Source organism: Streptomyces sp. NBC_00654, from assembly GCF_026341775.1.
Classification (GTDB): Bacteria; Actinomycetota; Actinomycetes; order Streptomycetales; family Streptomycetaceae; genus Streptomyces.
In genome coordinates this window covers 59585-75762 of record NZ_JAPEOB010000006.1, presented here as the reverse complement: position 1 = coordinate 75762, position 16178 = coordinate 59585, and the positions used below count along the sequence as shown (strand labels likewise).

14 protein-coding genes and 1 pseudogene are annotated in these 16178 nt (G+C 70.3%); 14 read left to right on the top strand and 1 reads right to left on the bottom strand.

The window, feature by feature from the left end:
• Position 1 precedes the first annotated feature (1 nt).
• The 13 genes and pseudogenes from OHA98_RS40795 (at position 2) to OHA98_RS40735 (ending at position 14443) form a co-directional block, all read left to right on the top strand.
• A complete protein-coding gene (locus tag OHA98_RS40795; protein ID WP_266933352.1) occupies positions 2-616 on the top strand; it encodes a GNAT family N-acetyltransferase in 615 nt (204 codons plus the stop codon).
• Positions 613-1737 carry a C45 family peptidase gene (locus OHA98_RS40790; RefSeq protein WP_266933350.1) on the top strand — a complete coding sequence of 375 codons (1125 nt, stop codon included), beginning with the start codon at positions 613-615 and terminating at the stop codon, positions 1735-1737. The genes OHA98_RS40795 and OHA98_RS40790 overlap by 4 nt, the downstream gene beginning before the upstream one ends.
• On the top strand, positions 1734-2531 hold the full coding sequence (locus OHA98_RS40785) for a thioesterase II family protein (protein WP_266933348.1): 798 nt from the start codon (positions 1734-1736) through the stop codon (positions 2529-2531). The genes OHA98_RS40790 and OHA98_RS40785 overlap by 4 nt, the downstream gene beginning before the upstream one ends.
• Before the next feature lie 18 nt (positions 2532-2549).
• Positions 2550-3491, top strand: coding sequence for a 3-oxoacyl-ACP synthase (locus tag OHA98_RS40780; RefSeq protein ID WP_266933346.1), 942 nt, complete (start codon positions 2550-2552; stop codon positions 3489-3491).
• A gap of 44 nt (positions 3492-3535) precedes the next feature.
• Complete coding sequence (locus OHA98_RS40775) at positions 3536-5836, top strand: iron-containing redox enzyme family protein (RefSeq protein WP_266933344.1); 2301 nt, start codon at positions 3536-3538, stop codon at positions 5834-5836.
• Positions 5837-5888: 52 nt separating this feature from the next.
• Positions 5889-6056 (top strand): annotated as a pseudogene (locus OHA98_RS40770) (saccharopine dehydrogenase); the annotation flags it as partial.
• Positions 6057-6145: 89 nt separating this feature from the next.
• Positions 6146-6703, top strand: coding sequence for a saccharopine dehydrogenase NADP-binding domain-containing protein (locus tag OHA98_RS42835; RefSeq protein ID WP_323179724.1), 558 nt, complete (start codon positions 6146-6148; stop codon positions 6701-6703).
• Positions 6700-8043, top strand: coding sequence for an acetyl-CoA carboxylase biotin carboxylase subunit family protein (locus tag OHA98_RS40760; RefSeq protein WP_266933342.1), 1344 nt, complete (start codon positions 6700-6702; stop codon positions 8041-8043). Before OHA98_RS42835 ends, OHA98_RS40760 begins: the two co-directional genes overlap by 4 nt.
• Positions 8044-8139: 96 nt before the next feature.
• On the top strand, positions 8140-8634 hold the full coding sequence (locus OHA98_RS40755; protein ID WP_266933340.1) for a hypothetical protein: 495 nt from the start codon (positions 8140-8142) through the stop codon (positions 8632-8634).
• Between the two features lie 301 nt (positions 8635-8935).
• A complete protein-coding gene (locus tag OHA98_RS40750; protein ID WP_266933339.1) occupies positions 8936-9973 on the top strand; it encodes a DMT family transporter in 1038 nt (345 codons plus the stop codon).
• Positions 9957-12527: an AAA family ATPase gene (locus OHA98_RS40745; RefSeq protein ID WP_266933337.1), complete on the top strand. Its 2571-nt coding sequence runs from the start codon at positions 9957-9959 to the stop codon at positions 12525-12527. The genes OHA98_RS40750 and OHA98_RS40745 overlap by 17 nt, the downstream gene beginning before the upstream one ends.
• Complete coding sequence (locus tag OHA98_RS40740; protein ID WP_323179723.1) at positions 12524-13594, top strand: Glu/Leu/Phe/Val dehydrogenase dimerization domain-containing protein; 1071 nt, start codon at positions 12524-12526, stop codon at positions 13592-13594. Before OHA98_RS40745 ends, OHA98_RS40740 begins: the two co-directional genes overlap by 4 nt.
• Before the next feature lie 453 nt (positions 13595-14047).
• On the top strand, positions 14048-14443 hold the full coding sequence (locus OHA98_RS40735) for a DUF6415 family natural product biosynthesis protein (protein WP_266933335.1): 396 nt from the start codon (positions 14048-14050) through the stop codon (positions 14441-14443).
• Between the two features lie 109 nt (positions 14444-14552).
• Here OHA98_RS40735 and OHA98_RS42830 read toward each other — a convergent pair whose 3' ends face one another.
• On the bottom strand, positions 14553-14654 hold the full coding sequence (locus tag OHA98_RS42830; RefSeq protein WP_323179722.1) for a helicase: 102 nt from the start codon (positions 14652-14654) through the stop codon (positions 14553-14555).
• A 1155-nt stretch (positions 14655-15809) separates the two neighbouring features.
• Between OHA98_RS42830 and OHA98_RS40725 the strand changes: the two genes are divergently transcribed.
• Positions 15810-16130 (top strand): MerR family transcriptional regulator, encoded by a 321-nt coding sequence (locus tag OHA98_RS40725; protein ID WP_266814172.1) that lies wholly within the window; start codon positions 15810-15812, stop codon positions 16128-16130.
• Positions 16131-16178: the final 48 nt, after the last annotated feature.

Here is a 16178-nt window from a genome sequence, read left to right as displayed (position 1 = left end):
CATGACCTGGGCACAGATCGCCAGGACGACCCTGGAGAACGACCACGTCCTGCTCCGCCCGATCATCCCCGAGGACCGCGAAGCGCTGCGCGAGCCGGCCATGAGCCCGGAGATCTGGCGCTACTTCGTCATGCTGATCGAGACCGACGCCGAATTCGACGCCTTCTTCGACACGGCACTCGCCGACCAGGAAGCCGACCGGCGCGTCGTGTACCACATCATCGACAAGCCGACCGGCCGTACGGCGGGCAGCATGAGCTTCTGCAACATCGCCGAGGCGGACGGACGGCTCGAGATCGGCTGGTCCTGGCTCGGCACGAAGTTCCAGGGGCGGGGAATCAACCGCTGGGCGAAGTTCCTCATGCTGGAGCACGCCATCATGAAACTCGGCGCCGACCGTGTCGAGTTCAAGACCGACGTGCTCAACCTCCAAGCACGCCAGGGCCTGCGCAACATCGGCGCCATCGAGGAGGGAACGCTGCGCAGCTTCAACCCGATGCCCGGCGGCCGACGTCGTGACGCTGTCTACTACAGCGTGCTGCGGGGCGAATGGCCCGAGGTGCGGGAACAGCTGCTCACCCGGCCCAAGGTGACCCGCCGGCCGGAGTCGGCATGACCCGGACAGGGACCGGGGCCAGGGCGGGGACCGAGTCGGATCTGCAGGTTCCGTTCGTCCGGGCCTACGGCGACCCCTACGAGTGCGGCCGCCGCCACGGCACGGAGCGAGGCGCGAGCTTACGCGGGTTCGTCGGCGACGGCCTGGCCCGGCTCGCCCGGATCATGCCGGATCCGGTCTCGCTGGACTCTCTGCGGCCGGTGCTCGCCGCCCACCGCGCCGAGATCGAGGCCCAGACGCCACGGCTGATGGAGGAGATACGCGGCCTGGCGGCGGGGGCCGGCCTGAGCGAGGACGAGGCCCTGCTGCTTCAGCTGCGCCGCGAGATCATGGACTACCGGCGGATACCGACGGCGGGCGACTGCACGACCTACGCCCGGTCCGGCGGCGGCGCCCCGCCCGTGCTGGCGCAGACCGTCGACCTCAACGGCGATCTCGACGACCAGATCAGCGTGGTGCACGTCGCCCCTGTCGGCTCGCCCCGGCAGACCCTCGTCCTGAGCTTCGGAGGTCTGCTCGGCTACCTCGGCGTCAACAGCGACGGACTCGCGGTGGGGCTGAACCTCGTGCTCGGCGGCACCTGGCGCCCCGGCCTGCCGCCGTACCTCGCCATCCGACACCTGCTGGACACCGCCTCCTGCGTCGACGAAGCGGTGGACTGCCTGCGCGGCCTGAAGCTGACCAGCTCCCGCACCCTCGTCCTGTGCGACACGGAGAAGACCGCATGGGTGGAGTTCCTCGGAGACGACTGCCGGATCGCCGAGGCCGACATCACGACCCACACGAATCACTTTCTGCACCCCGACTTCGCCCCGCACGACGAACTCAACGTCTTCGCACGGAACTTCTCCCGGCTGCGGCTCAACACCTGCCGCGGGGAACTGGCCGCACTGCCGCCCGACGCGGGCGTCGAGGACCACTTCGCCGTGCTGTCGGAGGCACCCATCCGAGTCGAGGGCAACGGCGACATCCGGCGGGAGCGGACAGTCGCGGCGGTCGTGCTGCAGCCGAGCCTCGGCGAGCTGCACATACGGCCGGGCGACCCGTCACGTTCCCGTACCCGCTCCTTCCGGCTGCGCGGGCCCGACCCGCACCACCCGACGACGGAGGTGACAGCATGACCGCTCCCGCACGCCCTTCCGGTTGGTTCGTGACCGGCGGACCCGGCGCACCAGACACGCCTCGTGTCTACTTCTTCGCCCACGCCGGCGGAGACCCCCGCTCGTTCCTCGCCTGGCAGTCCGAACTGGGCGACGAAGCACAGATCGCCGCCGTCTGCCCGCCCGGACGAGGTCACCGGGCGGCCGAACCGCGCCCCACGCTGGAAGAGTTCGCCGATGGTGCTGCGGCGGCGATCCGCGCCGAGGAGCGGGACGCCGGGGGCGCCGCCCACGGCGACCGTCCGGTCTATCTGTTCGGACACAGCCTCGGCGGACTGGTCGCCTTCGAGACCGCCCGCAGACTCCGTGACCTGCCGGCTCTGCGTCACCTCTTCGTGTCCGGGATCTCCGCTCCCGTACTGGCGCCCTCGCAGCGGGTGCGGGATCTCGCTGCCCTGGAGGGCAAGGAATTCGCCGAGCACCTGGGATTCTTCGAGGGACTCCCTCCTGAGGTCATGGCTCATGACGAACTCCTGGACCTGCTGCTCCCCGGAGTGATCGCGGACTTCCGCATGGCCGCCGGATACCGCTACCACTCGGCCGCTCCGCTGGAGGTGCAGGTCTCCCTCATCGCAGGCCGGGACGACGCCTACCTGCACCCCGACAAGATGCGGGAGTGGAACGACGAGTGCCGTACCCCGCCCACCCTCTACTGGGTCGACGGCGGCCACTTCTACTTCCGCGGGAGCCCCAAGGCCGTCACCGACCTGCTGCTCGACGCCGTACGGGCCGACCGGCACGTCGAAGTGATCTAGAGAAACGATCGGATGGCCATGACCACAACGAAAGCCTGGCTGTACGGACCCCAGTACGTACTCGGCGAGACCGAGGTGCACCATACCGAGATCACCAACCTGCTCACCCGGGCGGCGGAGTTCCGCATGCCGCCGACACCCGAGCTGTGGGGATGGGGGAGTGTACGCCGCACCGAGCGGAGCCTGGAGGCCATGGCGGCCGACAGCGCGGCGGCCACACTGCGCGCGGCGGGCGCCGACCCGTCCTCGGTCGACGCGGTCGTCCTGTGCTCCACCCGGATACCGGGACCCTCGGAGACCCACGGCCGGTTCATGGAGACCTTCCTCGCCGAGGCCGGCCTCGGCGACATCCCGTTCTACGGTCAGAACCTGAACCGCTGCGTCAACTTTCTTGCGGCGATCGACACCGCCACCGCCTTCGTCGCCGCAGGGCGCCACCGCAGGGTCCTGGTCGTCACCACCGACAGCGCGGCGGACGAGGCGCATCGCGTGGTCAGCTACGCCCTGTTCAGCGACGGAGCGGCCAGCTGCCTGATCGTGGCCGACGACGAGACCGATGCCCTGACCGGCGACGGGTACGAGATCGTCGGCTGCGCGACCGCGCAGGACCGGCGGACACTCGACCACTCGCACGAGATCAGCGCCGACCTCGCCCGTACGGTGAACGACCGCCTTCTGACGCCTCTGGGCATGAAACTCGACGACGTCGCCGGCCTGATGCACGCCAACATCTTCAAACCCGTCGTCGTGATGAAGGAACGCCAGGCGGGGTTCACACCGGCGCAGCTCCACACCGACAACATCACCCGCGTGGGGCACTGCTTCGCCGCCGACCCGCTGATCAACCTGGGCGACCGGGCCGCCCTGGGCGAGATCAAACCCGGTCACCACTACATGCTCGCCGCCGGCGTCCCCGGACAGCGCGTCGGCGTACTGATCCGGAAGGCCCACCACGGATGATCACGCACGCGGGCCAAGAGCCCCGAGAGGAAGAGAGCCTGGGAATGAACGCCGCGCAGAACGCGGACGCATGGCGCCGCGACCGGACCTTCGTGCCCTTCGTCCTGCCCGACACCCTCGCCTCCCTGCCGCGTCGGCCGTTCGAGTTCAGCCGCGCGGGCCGGGACGAAGCGGCGGCCGCGTCCCTGGAGCCCGGCGCGCTGTTCCGGCGGCTTCTGGGTGACCAGGAGTCCGAGTCGTCCTTACTCATCGCCCGCCGGGTCCTGGAGGCTTTTCTGCCGACCGACGGGCGCCCCGAGGGGGGCCCGTACGAAGAAACCGAAGCCGCGACCATCGCCGCGCACGTCGCCGAAGTGCGCGCGGAACTGGCCGGGACGATCGGCTCGCTCAGCGGTCTCGAACCCGAGCTGCGTCAGGCCGTCGTCCGGCAGCGCGCCCCCCTGGCGCTGCTGGGAGGGTGCTGGCTCGACACCGTCTCCCAGCCCGCCACCCAGCCCTCCGTCATAGTCAACCGGCTCTTCGCCCAGCACCTGACGTTGCGCGGAGACGGCAACACCAAGCGCGGCCTGGCCCACCTGCGCCGACGGGCGCTGGAGAGCGAAGGCGTCCAGCTGCCCTCGATCGCCGCCGTCGACTTCCTCGACAAGGCGCAGGCGCGTCCGCTCACCGCGCTGCACGGCTGCTTCTATCTCGCCCTCTCCCGGCTGCCCGCCAACTTCCTGCCCGAAGTCGTCGGCGTGCACTACGTTTTCCACGCACTCGGCACCGACGACCTGCTGACCGGCACCCCGCCACCGCTGTCCGCGGCGGAACCGCGGGAGACACTCGCCGCGTACCTGGACCTGGCCGGCCCGGACGAACGGCGGCGGCTGCACAGCGCCGTACGGCTGACGCTGGACCTGGAACGGGAGCACGTGGCGATGCTCGCCGAGCTCGCCTCCTGGCGCTCCGGTCTCACCCTGGAGGCGAAGGTCGCCGAGATCATCTCCCGGCATGCTCCGCTCGCCGGAACCCAGCACAGCGGCGTACGGGTGGGCGACAGCCTGCTGTCGGACGTCTTCCGCTTCCCTGGTCGCTCCCAAGGCGAAACCGCGGCCCCCGACCTCGCCGCTTTCCTCGCCGACCTGCGCGAATCCCGGTATCTGAGGCCCACTGGCCCCGGCGACGGCGACTGCCGGTTCACCGACGCCATGAAGTTCGGCGGACCGATGTTCGGGATCTTCGACGAGCGGGAGGCGGCGGCCTTCCGGGCCTGGGCGGCGAGTGTCCGGTCCGGCGAACGTCCCAGGATCGAGATCTCGCCCGACACCGTGGGAAAGGAGCAGGCCGAACTGTGGAGCGCCGCCGTCGCGCACAGCGCCCCGGCCGATGTCGTCGTCGCCGAAGCCGAACCCCGCGACCACCGTGAGCTGTTCCACCGCCTGGTCAACATCGAGAACTTCCCCAACAGCCTCCCGCTCGCCGCCGAACGGGCCGAGCGGTGCTTCAAGGACTCGGAGATCCTCTTCGTCCACGGAGGCGGCGGCAGGTACACCGACGCCACCTGGTTCGACTACAGCCCCGAGGCGTTGTACGAGCGGGCCGAGCGGATCTATTGGGAGAAGCTCATCGAGCCCTACCAGCCGCTCCAGGCGATACCCGACCGCGACGACGTGCTCTTCCGGCAAACCACGTACTACCTCACCTACCTCATCGACGGTGCCTGGCTGCACCGGCTCGCCCACCTCGGCCACGACGAACGCGAGAGCGACGGCATGCTCTTCTCGATCTACGCGGACGAGATGGGCAACGGGGACCTGCGCAAGAACCACATCACCCTGACCCACCGGGTACTGGCCAGCGCCGGGATCGAGCTGCCGCACATCCGTGACGAGGCGTTCATGGAGCAGGACGAACTCCCCGACGACCTCTACGGGTTCGCGATCCAGCAGCTGTGCATGTGTCTGTTCCCCGACCGTTTCTACAACGAGATCCTCGGCTACAACCTCGCCATCGAGATGTTCGGTTCCGGCGAGATGCGGCTCCACGAGATCCAGAAGCTGCGCCACCACGGCATCGACACCTGTTACGAACAGGCCCATCTGACGATCGACAACTTCTCCGCCGGGCATGCCAAGCAGGCCGCCGACATCATCGTCTCCCACCTCGACGGCGTCCGGCGCACGCTCGGCGACGCGGCCGTGGCGGCGGAGTGGCGCCGGGTCTGGCGCGGCTACGCGTCCTTCGCGTACTTCCTCGAACAGCCGATGCTGGAGAAGATCGCCGTCGGCGCCGAACCAGGCGCCAAGTCCCCGTCCCCACCCGCGGATTCGGCGAACGCCGCGGTCACCGAACTGGTCATCTGATGCTGACGAGGAAGCCCCTGGCCGCTCCCCAGCACCTGGAAGGCAGCACCACATGACCGGCATCAGGATCACTGTGCGACACGAGGTCCGCGAGACCGATCGGCGCGCACCGATCGTCCCCGCCGGCGCCGCGCGGCTCGTCCGGCAGGGCGTCGCGCTCACCATCGAGCGTTCACCGCAGCGAGCGTTTCCGCTTGCCCAGTACCTCGACGGCGGCTGCGCACTGAGGGAGCCCGGAGCGCCCTGGCTGCGCCCTGCGGGCGTTCCACGCGGCATGTGTGGCGAACGGACTGGGAACGGAGCGAATCCATGCCTGAACCGATCACCGAGGCCAGCGGAACCGTCCACTGGGTGGGCACCGGCCTGTCCACGGGCAGCGGCCTGTGGGTGCTGGCCGGCACGGCTCGTACGGTCGTGGTCTGGGGCCGTACAGAGGACAGGGCCCAGAGCTGCCTCTCCCGGCTCGGCATGACCGGTCATTCCGCTGTCCGAGCGTACGATCCGGCGCGGCTCGCCGGGGAACTCCGCGCTGGCGACGTCGTCGTGTCGATGCTCCCCGCCACCGAGCACCCGGTGCTGCTGCGGCTGTGCACCGAGCGGAACGCGCACTTCGCGTGCAGCAGTTACGCGTCCATCGCGCGGATCCTCGACGGCGACGCCCCGCCGGCCTGCGGCTGGCCGCCCAGGACGGCCAGGACGCCCGGCGGTGGCTGGACTTCCTCGGCGCGCACGGCGTCCGCTGGCGGTACGACGAGAGCCCCGCACCGGCTCAGGCACCGAACCGGGGCACCTGAGCAGGCACCGAGTCCGAAGGCGCCCGAGCAGGCGCCCCACCAGGCACCGACCCAGGAGATCACGCAGACATGACTCAAGCCGCGCCCGCGTCCGGCCGTTCTGACGGCAAAGCCAGGGCGTTCATCCTGACCGGCTCCTTCCCGGTGATCCGCCGCAACCCGCTGTACTTGACCGAACTCTCCCGGCGTGGCCTGAAGATCCTCGTCATCACCGCCGACTCCTACCGGGAACAGGCCGCCGAGGCGATGGCCGACACATCCAACCCCGCCTCGCAGATCACCGACATCGCCTACGTCACCGGGGACTTCACCGTCCAGGGCGCCTTCGTCGCCGGCGCCGTCGCTCGCACCGCCGCCTGGCGCGACACCTACACGATCGTCGGCGCGTACGCAGTCGGCGACTACCTCGCCGAGCCGACCGGCCTGCTCGCCGACGGCCTCGGGGTTCGTTCACCCGGCCTGCGGGCCAGTCGCGCCAGTCGCGCCAAGTTCCTGCAGCGGTGGTACCTCCCCGAACTCAGCCCCGCCTCACTGACCATCCCGGCCGGGGAACGCGACACCGCCGACCTGGGCTCGGTGGGCTTCCCCGCTGTGGTCAAACCCGCCTCGCGGGCCTCCAGTTCCGGCGTCGGGACCGTCACCGACCTGACAACACTGCGCCGACAGCTCGCCACGTACCCGGACCATGAGGTCGTACTCGTCGAACAGAAGGTCATCGGCCCGGAGTTCTCCGTCGAGAGCCTCGTCCAGGGCGGCCGGGTGATCTTCGCGTCGGTGACCGGCAAAGACACCACGGACAGCCACACCCAAACCTTCGTCGAACTCGCCCACAGCGTCCCCAGCGCCCGCGCCGACCTGGACGACACCCTGCTGGACGCCAACCTGCGGCTGCTGAACGGGCTGGCGTTCCAGGACGGGATCACCCACTCCGAGTGGCGGGTCGGCGAGGACGGACGCCCCTTCCTGATGGAAGTAGCCGCCCGTACACCGGGCGACGGACTGCTGGTGCTCTACCAGCTCGCCACCGGCCGCCCCCTGGAACCAGAGATTCTCCGCATCGCGCTCGGCGAATCCGCCACCTACCCAGCACCCCGCCGCTGGACGCGACAGGTCTACCTGGAGCACGATCCCGGGACGCTGGAGGACGTCGTCGTCGACTGGCCGGGAGTACGACCCGAGTGGATCAGCGACAGCGGCGTCTGGCCGGAGATCAAGCCCGGTGCCGTGGACGACCCGCCGACCCTGCGTGCCGTACTGGTTCTCAAGAATCGCGGCAGCCTGCTGGAACCACTGTCCAACTCCGACGACCGGTCCGTCACCTTCTTCATCGACGCGCCCACGCCCGACGCACTCGACGCCTTCGAACAGCGCGTCCGCGCCTGTGTCCGCGTCATCACCGGCGGACGCACATGAGCGGCGTCACCCAGGAGGTGGTCCCCGGGGCGAGGAAGTCGCCGTGGGAGCCACCTTCCGGCAGGCCCCGCTCGCGCGAAGACCCTGCTCATCGGGGTGTTCGTCAACCGCCTCGGCGGCGTCATCAGCATGGTGAGCGCGAGCGTGGTCACGGCCGCCATGATCTACCTTCCCTCGTACGGCCTGATTCTGGTCGCTGTGGCGCTGGTCGGTCCGGTGGGCCGGCTCTACCGCCCTGCTTCGGCCACTCCGCTCTCCGATCTCACCCTCGCCAACCGGCAGGTGATGATCTTCGCGATGTACCGCTTCGGCCTCGGCCTCGGCGCCACCGTCGCAACTGCGCGGTCTTCGCATGGAGCACCCTCCCGCCGCGCTCGGCCCGTACGACGCCCGCCACCGCCCGAACCCGGTGCGGGAGCCGCCGGGGAGAAGGAGGTCGGCCGGGGCGGCTACCGGGCCATGCTGCGCGACCGGCGCCATGTGCTGTACCTGCTGGCCACGCTGCTCTACGCCATGGTGTACGCCCAGTATCTCGCCACGCTGCCACTGGACGTACGGGCCAGGGACGTGGCGGTTCTCTGGTACACCTGATCTGGTCGCTCGGCGAGATCACCGGCGGCCCGGCCGCCATGGCATACCCAGGGATCGCCGGCCCGGCCGGCCTCAAGGCCCACCACATCGGTGGCTTCCAGTTCACCTGGAGCCTGGCACCACCGTCGGCCCGGTCGTCGGAGGCCTGCTCTTCATCCAGTTCGGACATCTGGTGTGGCCGGTCTTCGCCGCTGTTTCCGCGGCCGCGACCATCCTGGTCCTCGCCGCGGTGCCGAGCAGGACGACGCCCGCCACGAAGTGAGTCGCAACCCGAGAACACGGTACGAGAGAGCGGTGGTCCATGAGCATCCGGACAGTGACGGTACGCGGAGACGACGAACGGCGGGCGCTGCTCGCGGCCGGGATCACGGTGCTGTTGTGGGCCTCGGCGTTCGTCGTCATCCGCGACGCGGCGCCGCACTTCTCCCCGGGCGCGCTCGCGCTCGGCAGGCTACTGGTCGGCTCGGCGGTGCTGGGCGCCTTGCTGGCCGTACGCGGCGAGGGGCTGCCGCCGCGCGCCGCGTGGCCCGGCATCCTCGGTTCCGGAGTGCTGTGGTTCGGGGTGTACTTCGTCGCCCTGAACTGGGGCGAGCAGCAGGTCGACGCGGGTACCGCGTCCCTCGTGGTGAACATCGGCCCGATCCTGGTCGCGCTGATCGGTGGCTGGCTGCTGGGCGAGGGATTCCCGGCGCGGCTGATGACCGGCGTGGCACTGGCCTTCGCGGGCGCCGGCGTGGTCGGTCTGACCGGCTCGAACGCGGGTCCGGCGCCGTTGCTCGGTGTACTGCTCTGCCTGCTCGCCGCCGTCGGCTGCGCCATCGGGGTCCTGGCCCAGAAGCCCGCTCTCGGCCATGCCTCCGCGCTTCAGGTCACCACTTTTGGCTGCGCCGTCGGCGCGGTGGCGTGCCTGCCGTTCGCCGGCGCATTGGTCCACGACCTGGCGGCAGCGCCGGCGCGCGCCGCGCTCGGCATGGTCTACCTGGGCGTGTTCCCGACGGCGTTGGCCTTCTACACCTGGGCCTACGCGCTGGCGCGCACGACCGCTGGGAAGATGGCAGCCACGACTTACCTGGTGCCGGTTGTCGTCGTGCTGATGTCGTGGCTGTCGCTCGGCGAGGTGCCCACCCTGCCGGCCCTGGCGGGCGGAACCCTGTGTCTGGCGGGCGTCGCGATCTCGCGCCGTACTGCGCGCACAGAGCGTACGTCCGCACAGAAGGATGCTTCCCCGGCGGACGCGGACCTTGCCGCCGAAACCCCTGGCCCGCCCGCGGCGAACCTGCGGCGCTCGCAGCAGGCTGAATTTCACGAGGAGGAGAACCCCGATGGACTCCGCCGTTGAGGCGCCAGAAGCTCTGCCAGGTCTGCCGGAGTGGGAGACGGGTTTCGTCGGGCGGGCGGCCGAACGCGCGGCCGTCCGCGCGGCGCTGGGCCCAGAACGGCTGGTGTCCCTCACCGGCCTCGCCGGTGTGGGCAAGACCCGGCTTGCCGCCGCCGTTGCCTCCGAGGCGGTGAAGGAGTTTCCTGCAGGAGGAGGCTTCGCCGAACTCGTCCCCGTACGCCCGGACTTCCTCGCCCAGGCTGTGGCGGCCGCGCTGGGGGTGACCGAGCGGCCGGGGCAACCCCTGGAACAGGCGCTGCAGGAGCGGCTCGGCCAGGGCCGCTGCCTGCTCGTGGTCGACGGCTGCGAGCACTTCCCCGACGCGGTCGCGGGCCTGATCAGCCGGCTTCTTGACGGCTGCCCGGGGCTCGTCGTGCTGACCACCGGCCGCGGACCTCTGGGGCTCGCCGGAGAACACGTACTGAAGGTGGAGCCGCTGCCCGTGACCGAGGAGCAGGCGACCGGGGCAGTAGCGCTCTTCCTGGACCGCGCCCGGGAATCCGGGTGCGACCGGCGGCTCGCTGTGCAGGAGTGCTCCCGATGGGGCGGCGTACCACTGGCCATCGAACTGGCCGCCGCCCGCGCCCGGTCGCTCGGAACCGCTCTCGACGACCGCCACGCGCCCGGCGAGGCGACGGAGCGGGCCATCGAGTGGAGCTACAGCTTGCTCGACGCCGACGAGCGCCGACTGCTCCGGCGGCTCGGCGTGTTTCTGCGCGGATTCGACGCCGCGTCGGCCCACGCCGTCGGCGACGGCCCCGACGCCGCCAGCACTGTGGCGCTCCTCGACCGGCTCGCTGCCCGCGCCCTGCTCGTACGCGGCCGTGGCACGAGCACCGGTCTTTGGCGGATGCCGGGCGCCGTACGGGCCGTGGCGCTGGAACGGCTCAGCGCCGAGGGCGAAGCGGCGGAATGCGGTGCCCGCCACCTGGCGTGGGCGACCGCTACCGCCCATGAGCTGGAGCGGGCCGCAGCCGGAGCAGACCGGTCCGACCGGCTGGGCCAGTTCTCGCAGGCTCGGTTCGACCAGCTCGCCGACGACCTGCGCGCGGCACTGGACGGCGCCGGGGCGCACCCCGCGCCCGAGCCGCACCGACTGGCCCGAGCTTTGGCCCGCCTCTGCTACGCCCGGCAGTTCCTCGTGGAGGCCCGGGCGCACTTCCGGACGGCCGGTGCCCTTGCGCCTGGCCCCTCCGAGGCAGCGGCCGACCTGCGGGCTGCGGCCGACGTGGCCATGGCCGAGCACCGCGGCGACCTGGCCTATCCGCTGCTGCGTGCATCGGCCGAGTACGCCGCCACCGCCGACGACGCGGCCGCACAGGCCGTCGCGCTCTCCTTCGCCGCCTGCATCGGAAGCCGTTTTCCCGCCACATTCACCGACCTGGTGCCGTACGAGGAGCTGCGCGAGCTGCTGGAGGAGGCCAAACGCCTCGCGCCGCCTGAGGACCGGCTCGTCGTCGCGTACGTGGCGGCAGCCGAGGCCTGGAACGCGACCGGCCAGAAGACCGCGCCGGCCGCCGAACTGGCCCGGGCGGCACTGGACTCCGCGCGGGCCGCCGCCGACCCGGTACTGATCGCCGGGGCCATCGACGCGGTGTGCAGCGGCTACGGCGTCACCGGCCGGTTCCGCGAAGCCCACAGCCTGAGCGACGAACGGCTGCGGCTCTTCGACCGGCTGCCCCGGCACGACCCCCGCATCGGCCTTGAGATCATCGACACCCTGCACGTGGTGCCGCTCGTCGCCGTGGCCGCCGGCGACCTGCCCCGCGCCGTGACGGCGGCCCGTCGGGCCTGGGACGATCCGCTCAGCGGCCTCTACATGAGGGCCAGCAAGAGCGTGGCACCGCTGGCGCTGTCAGGCAGGTTCGACGAGGCGCTGGACTACGCGGCCCTCATGTGGGAGGGCTGGGAGCGGGCCGGACGGCCCACCGCCCGCTGGATGGCTCCGGCCGTGCACGCCGCCGCTCTGGTCCAGGGCCTGCGCGGCAGTGGCGAGGACGACCGGCTGCACCGGGAATGGCGTGACCGTGCCCGCGGTATGGCCGAGCCCTGGGATCCGCACGGTATCGCGGCGAGTTTCGCCGCCTTCGCCGAGGTTCGAGTCGCCCTGCACACAGGGGCGGTCGGTGACGCTCTTGCCGCCGCTGTGGACCTCGCGGCGGCGCCGCCGTGGCCGCAGGCGCCCCATCAGTTCTACGACGCCTACTCCTGGGCCATCGCTGCCGAGACCGCCGTGGTCGCCGGACTCCCGGACGCCCGCGAACACCTCGCCGCCGTTGCGCCCGCCGGCGCCGAGAACGCCTGGGCCGCCGCCTGCCTTGCGCGCGCGGCCGGCCGGCTCCACAGCGACCAGGACGCCCTGCGGGAATCGCTCGCAGGATGGGAGAATATCGACGCCGCCTTCGAACGCGCCTGCACCCTCCTGCTGTTGCCCGACCGGACCGCCGAAGGCCTCGCCCAACTGGCCTCCCTGGGCTGCCGGCCCCCGTCCGAGTTTGGAAGTGTCGTTCGATGATGGCCTCAGGACACGACGCGACTGTCTTCGGACGGCGCAGTGCCGACGGCTTCGAGCAGGTTCTGTTCAACCACGACGCGCGAACCGGTTCGCGGTCCGTCATCGTCGTGCACGACACAACGCTCGGGCCGGCGCTGGGTGGCGTACGGATGCACCCCTATCAGGACGAAGACGCGGCGCTGGAGGACGCGTTGCGGCTGGCGCGGGTCATGACTCTGAAGGCGTCGGCTGCCGGACTCGATCTCGGCGGTGGCTGGAGCATCGTCATCGGGGACCCGGTTCATGACAAGACGGAGGAACTGCTGCGAGCCCATGGCCGGTTCATTGCCACACTCGGCGGCCGTTTCATTCCGGTCAACGACGTGGGCACGACCCAGGCCGACCTCAGGGTGATCGGACGCGAGGCGTCACCCGTGTGCGACAGCGGGGACCCGTCGCCCATGACGGCGCTCGGCGTGCTCGAGGGCATCCGCGCCTGCCTGCGCGCCGACGGCTCAGACGGCAGTCTGGCCGGGGTGCGGGTGTGCGTACAGGGCGTCGGCAACGTGGGCTCCGCACTCGTCCGCTTGCTCGCCGCCGAGTCTGCCGAACTGGTGGTCGCCGATGTCGATCCCGTACGGGGTGCCGGTGTCGCGGAACGCTTCGGGGCGCGCCTCGTCGACCCCTCGACGGTTGTGGGCACCGCATGCGATGTCCTAGCGCCCTGCGCCATGGGCGCGGTGGTGAACGACGCCACCCTGCCCGGGCTGCGCTGCCGCATCATTGCCGGCGGTGCCAACAACGTGCTCGCCGCGCCCGAACATGCCGCCGCGCTGTCGGCACGCGGAATCTTGTACGCACCCGACTTCTGCGTGAACGTCGGCGGGCTGGTCTTCCTCGAAGAACAAATCCTGGGCCACGACCGTACGCAGGCCGAACAACGGGTCCGGCAGGTCGGCGCACGGGTGGCCGAAGTGATCGCCCAGGCCCGCCGAACGGGCATCACGACCACCGACGCAGCCGTGGAACTGGCTCAGGCGCGGCTGCGGACGGCTGCCGAGCGGAAAGGAACGAGTCCGATCCGCTGAACCCGGATCCACCTGCATGATGCCTGTGGATAGCTTCTCCGGAAACGAAGAATGCCTTGTGACCTGCGATGATGGGTTTCTCTAGGACCAGATCACGCAATCAGGAACCTCACCCTGGCTCAGGGAATCGGCCTTCATCTGTCTCCAGCCATATGGCTCATGGCCTGCTGCGTACTTCGTATAGGGGAATCCCTGGGAGTAATCGAGGAAGACGTTCAGGGCGGCACCTTGCGCTCGGGGAGCTTGTCCCGCCAGGTCTTGGTCCCGGTGTCCCGCACCGCCCGGCCGGGCCGGTGTCCGCTCCGGCGGTTCCTGGTCTGGAGTGGTGCGTGGGGGTTGCATAGGGTTGCAATTCGAGGGGGAGACCCATCCGGTGGGGATGGCGGCGGCGAATGATCATCAGGTGGCGACCCGGCCGCCTGCGACTTCGCGAGATCCCCGGGGTGAGGGCTGATGAAACCGAACACGCACACTGTTCTTCACGACCCGCACGGGTTGTTCGGAGCGGACTTACCCCTGGACCGCGCCCCCTACGAGCGGTTGGTCGCCGCGGTCCTGTCCTGGACCGACCCGGCCGCCCTCACCCCGCACGACTTCGAGCAGATCGCCCTGCAGTTGACCGGTCACGCCCGCGCCGTCGCCACCGACGTCCGCCACCACGCCGACATCCTGGACGAGGACACCGGGCCCCGCGCCCTGGCCGAGATCCTCCTCGCCGAAGCCCAACGCCGCCTCAGCACACCCCACCAGGGCACCCTGCACTGTGTGCAGAACCGGGCCCGCCTCATCCGCGCCCTCTACGACCGCCTCGACCGCCTCCAGGCCGCCCCCGGCGACGCGACCACCTGAACAAAGCCACCGGTCACCGCAGCCGACAGCACGAGACCCCTGGGCGCTTCGCCCAGGCGCTCTCTGCGCAGTGCCGTTCTGCTGGTTCAATGACCGGCCATGACTGGTGTTACGCCCACTCCATCCCCAGCCCGGCGAGGACCTCGCGCTGTTCCTGGGTGAGCCGGTCGCGGCGGCTCTTGGTGTTGCTGATGCACACACCGAGCTTCACGACGTGCTCCTCATGCTTCCCGGTGACCGGCCGTTCGTGCCCTTCTCGCTGGAGGTACTGCGCGAGCGCCGCGCCCCCGCCGGAACGGCGCCGACAACCCACCCGCCCCCTTCGCCGCGTGTGCCTTCACCGGGGCGGACAGGCTTGTCGGGTGTCACGCCGAGCCCGCCGAGCCGCTCCTGCTGCTCACCGCTCAGCTGCGCCCAGGTGTGTGCCTTCCGCTGCTGTGCCCAGCCACTTCCCCAGATCGTCGTCCTCGAAGAGCACGCCGGGTTGGATGTCGGGGAGGGATCCACCGGCCTCGGTGTCGGCGAGATCGGCGAGGACCCGGTGGTGCCGTTGCCAGTCCAGGGGGCCACGGGCAGTCCAGTCCTCATCGATGGCACCACACCATCCCCTCCTGGTCGAGGAGGGGGGAGGTTGTCTTCGTTTCGGGCTCGCGAAAATCTATGTTGGCCAGGGTAGACATTGGGTGGTGGTGTGGTTATGGTTTCTCTCGTAGCCGAGATCGAGCAGGGCCCGGCAGAAACGAACTGCCGGGCAGCAGTACCCGTAGTTGTAGTTCGCAGGGCGGTGCGGTGGTGGAGTTCCGGAGCCAGGGTGGTTGCAGGAAGGCGACGGGACTGACGGCCGGACCGGGTGGCCCGCAGTAGTCAGGGGCCGCCGTGAGCAGTTCACGTAGTGGCATCACGCAGCAGCATGACCAGGAGCGGTACCTCGGTGAAGGCGTCGGCTGCGGGCGTACGCACCGGGAGGTTCGGCAGCGGGGTTCCAAGCCAGAGAAGACGCATCACGGGCGACGGGGCTGGCTGCCGAAGAGTGGCGCTACCGCAGGCCACCGAGCAGTTCGCATCACCAGCAGTACGCAACAAAGCAGTAGGTAAGTGATTGATCCCAGAGGGAAGAACGGAGGAGTTGACCGCCATCAGGATCGCCCGGGCGGAAGTTTTGGGCCCGGGTACCGCAGGACATCGATAGTGAGGTGGTCTCCGGTCAAGCAACCGCGATCCCCGCACACGCCCTCATCCCCCGTGGGCCGGTGCGGAACAAGAAGGCCGGGCCAACAGCAGGGCCGGCTGATGGTGTAGCAGTTCCTTCGGGGCCCGGGTGCCACATGGCACCCGGGCCCCTCCACGCGTTCCATGAGAGGTGCAAGTGACAGCAGACGACTCGTTCGGCCGTCTCGACGACGACGACTACCCCGCCTACACCATGGGCCGGGCCGCCGAAATACTCGGCACCACCCAGGGCTTCCTCCGAGCCATCGGCGAAGCCCGCCTCATCACCCCACTCCGCTCCGCGGGCGGCCACCGCCGCTACTCCCGCTACCAGCTGCGCATCGCCGCCCGCGCCCGGGAACTCGTCGACCAGGGCACCCCGATCGAATCGGCCTGCCGCATCGTCATCCTCGAGGACCAGCTGGAGGAAGCCCAGCGGATCAACGCCGAGTACCGCCGCGGTACCTCGAAGCCGTAGCCGCTGGCTGCGGCCCGAGAGCTGTGGCCCCGCCCCCACCGGCAGACC